4 protein-coding genes are annotated in these 3,592 nt (G+C 64.7%); all 4 read left to right on the top strand.

Annotation, left to right across the window (positions count from 1 at the left end; all coding sequences use genetic code 11):
* The coding region (locus IIY41_RS04340) for a glycoside hydrolase family 3 C-terminal domain-containing protein (protein ID WP_287399919.1) at positions 1-1,528 on the top strand (1,528 nt) is incomplete at its 5' end.
* Positions 1,529-1,533: 5 nt separating this feature from the next.
* Positions 1,534-2,304, top strand: coding sequence for a GNAT family N-acetyltransferase (locus tag IIY41_RS04335; protein WP_040910173.1), 771 nt, complete (start codon positions 1,534-1,536; stop codon positions 2,302-2,304).
* Between the two features lie 85 nt (positions 2,305-2,389).
* Positions 2,390-2,788 (top strand): cytidine deaminase family protein, encoded by a 399-nt coding sequence (locus tag IIY41_RS04330; protein WP_287399917.1) that lies wholly within the window; start codon positions 2,390-2,392, stop codon positions 2,786-2,788.
* A 122-nt stretch (positions 2,789-2,910) separates the two neighbouring features.
* Positions 2,911-3,592: CatA-like O-acetyltransferase (locus IIY41_RS04325; protein ID WP_287399916.1), on the top strand; the 682-nt coding region annotated here is incomplete at its 3' end.

Genomic DNA, 3,592 nt, shown 5'->3' with positions numbered 1-3,592 from the left:
CCACGCGCTGGCCGTGCGCGCCGCGCGGGAGAGCGCCGTGCTGCTGAAGAATGAAGGCCGCGTGCTGCCGCTGGCGCCGGACGCGAAGGTGGCGGTCGTCGGCGCGCTGGCGGGCAGGCGCTGCCGGTATCAGGGCGCGGGCTCCAGCCTCATCAACGCCCACGGCAGGCCGGATTTCCTGCACGCGCTGGTGCGCGGCGGCTGCAGAGACGCCGCGTATGCGCCCGGCTATGACCCGGACAGCGAATGCGTGGACGCAAAGCTGGAGGAAAAGGCGCTGAACGCCGCCCGGGGCGCGGACACGGTGCTGCTGTTCCTGGGCCTGACGGACCTGTTCGAGACCGAAGGCTACGACCGCGCCCACATGCGCCTGCCGTTCAACCAGCTGCACCTGCTGGACCGCCTGGCCGGGGCGGGAAAAGACGTGGTGGTGGTGCTGGCGGGCGGCAGCCCCGTGGAAACGCCGTGGCTGCCCAGGGCGAAGGCCGTGCTGTACACGGCGCTGGGCGGCGAGGGCGTGGGCGAAGCCGTGTTCCAGCTTTTGTACGGCAGGGCATGCCCGGCGGGCAGGCTGGCGGAGACGTGGCCCAAAAGGCTGGAGGACACGCCCGCCGCGCGCCACTGGCCCATGGGGCCGGACGCCGTTACCTACAACGAAAGCATTTATGTGGGCTACCGCTATTACGACAAAGCGCATGTGGACGTGCGCTTTCCCTTCGGCTACGGGCTGAGCTATACGTCCTTTGCGTATTCGGGCCTTACGCTTTCCCGCAAGGTGCTGGCGCCGGGCAAGGCCATCGAGGTGCTTTTCACGGTGGAAAATACGGGCGCGATGGCGGGCGTGGAGACCGCGCAGGTGTACGTGGCCCACCGGAATTCCGCCGCGCACCAGCCCGTGCGCACGCTGGCGGGCTTTGCCCGTGTGGCGCTGAAGCCGGGCGAGCGCAAAACGGTTTGTGTGACGCTGCCGCCCAGCGCGCTGGAGTTTTATGATGTGGCGCGCCATGCGTTCGTGGTGGAGGCGGGCCGTTATGAGGTGTCCGTGGGGCGGCACAGCCGCTGTTTGCTGCTGCACGCCGCTTTTACGGCGCGGGGCGAAACGGTGGCGCTGCCGCCCGCCCACAGCGCCGGGGGGCCGTACGGCTCGTTTGCGGACAACACGTTCCCGGACGCGGCGTTTGCCGCCATCCACACGCGGCCGCTGCCACGCAACCAAAAGCCCGTCCGCGGCGAATACACCCAGACGACGGTGCTGGGCGACATGCTGGACAGCCGCACGGGGCGCGCGCTGCACGCGCTGGCTTTGTGCGCGGCGCGGCTGGGCATGCATTTTTCCAACAACCCGGCGGTGAACCGCCGGGTGTGCGAGATGACGGTGCGCGACCTGCCGTTTAAAAACCTGGTGCTCAACACCAGCGGCATCATCCGCTACCCCGCGGCCGAAGCATTGCTTGCGCTGGCCAACGGCAGGCTGTTTTCGCGCGGCGGGACGGTGCGGGCGGAGCGCGGCCGGAGCCGGAAGGGATGACGTATATGACAAAAGAGGAAATATGGGCCGCCGCGCTGCGGCAGTCCGCCGTTGATCTGAATTGCAGCCCGGAGGACTTCGGCCGGGAGCACAGCGTGGTGGTGCGTTCCGCGCCCCATGCCGGGGCGCGGAAATATCTGTCGCTGCCCTTTTTCTGCGACCTTGTCTCCTACGGCGGCAACGTGGTGGCTTCCGTCGCGCCCGAGGCCGAGGCAGCCGTGCGGGCCTACGTGGAGCGGTATGCGCCCGAGCATTGCTTTGAAACGCCGAACATGAACGTGCTGGCGGACGCGCTGCGTCCCTTCGGCATGCGGATATGCTTCATGGCGGAATATTTTCTTCCGGATGTTTCCCGCATGCGGCAGTGGGATTGCGGGTATGCGCTGAAGGTGCTGGGGCCTGCGGACTTCGCGGGCCTGTACCGGCCGGAATGGAGCAACGCTCTGTGCGAAAAACGGAGGGAATTGGACGTGCTGGCCGTGGGCGCGTACGACGGCGCAAGGCTGGTGGGCCTGGCCGGCTGTTCGGCGGATTGTGAAAGCATGTGGCAGATCGGCGTGGACGTGCTGCCCGGATACCGCCGCCGGGGCGTTGCCGCCGCGCTGACGTCCCGCCTTGCGGCCGAAACGCTTGCCCGGGGAAAGGTGCCGTTTTACTGCGCCGCGTGGTCAAACATCAAATCGGTGCGCAACGCCGTGAAATGCGGCTTTGTGCCTGCCTGGGCCGAGCTGACGGCAAAGCCCGAGGCGTTTGTGCGGGAGCTGAACGGGCAGTGACGCGCCGCGCGCCCGGCCGCGGCCCGCGGGAATATTGGGAGGCGGCGCAAGGGCGGCCTGTAAAAAGAAAAGAGAGGGTCATACCATGCAATGGAAAGAGCTTTATGACAAAGCCGCGGAGAAGCTGGCCCCCCGCGCGGTCTCGCCGTTCATCGAGGCCGGCGGCGTGGCCGCCGCCATTCTCACCGCGGCGGGAAATGTTTACACCGGGGTGTGCATCGACACCGCCTGTACGCTGGGCATGTGCGCGGAGCGCAGCGCCATCGCCAATAAGATCACGAACGGGGAGAGCCGCATTGTGCGGCTGGTGTGCGTGATGGGGGACGGGCGCGTGGGAATGCCCTGCGGCGCGTGCAGGGAATTCATGATGCAGCTGGATAAGGACAGCCCCGGCCTTGAAATACTGGCGGACGCCGAAACCGGGAAAACGGTGCGTTTGCGGGAGCTGATGCCGCACTGGTGGGGCGCGGAGCGGTTCCGGTGACCCTGCGCGGCGGCAGGCCGCCGGCTTTGACGGGGCGGGACGGGCCGCACGGCCGGAGCGTGGGATAACGCGCGCTGTTCATGTGCGCTGAAGAAGACGGTACAGAGAACAGGAGGATGGCTGTGACGTTTCATAAAATCGACATGCAGGCGTGGGAACGGAAAAAGAGATATGAGCATTATGCCGAAGCGGTGCCCTGCACATACAGTATGACGGTGGCGCTGGATGTCACAAAACTGTTGTGCGGGGTGCGGGAAAAGGGGCTGCCGTTTTTTCCCGTGGTCTTATATGGGCTTGCACGGGAGGTCAACCGGCATGCGGAATTTCGGATGGCCCAGGATGAAATGGGAAATGTGGGATATTACAGCCACTGCGACCCCTGTTATACGGTTTTCCATAAGGAGACAGAAAGCTTCACGGAGGTTTGGACGGCATACGATGCGTCGCCTGCGGTGTTTCTGGCGCGGTATCGGGAGGATATGGCGCGGTACCGGAATGCTCCGGAGCTTTCAAAGCCGCCCGCAGGCAAAAACCTGTTCAACGTGTCCTGCATTCCCTGGTCGAGCTTTACAGGCTTCAACCTGAATTTGCAGAACGGATATGACTATTTCCTGCCGATTTTCACGATTGGAAAATATTTTTCCGATGGCGGGAAAATGCGCCTTGCCCCCATACCCGATTTGCCGGACAGAAAAACAATCTGTATAATGGAAAGGGGTAATGAAAAATGTCAACCAAAGAACGAAAGCACCCAGCGCCGCCGCGTTACGATGAGGCCTTCAAGGCGGGGGCAGTGCGGATGGT

Source organism: Ruthenibacterium sp., assembly GCF_017421385.1.
In the GTDB taxonomy this organism is placed as follows: Bacteria; Bacillota; Clostridia; order Oscillospirales; family Ruminococcaceae; genus Ruthenibacterium; species Ruthenibacterium lactatiformans.
The sequence above is the reverse complement of the archived record's forward strand: the minus strand, read 5'-3'. Positions and strand labels throughout refer to the sequence as shown.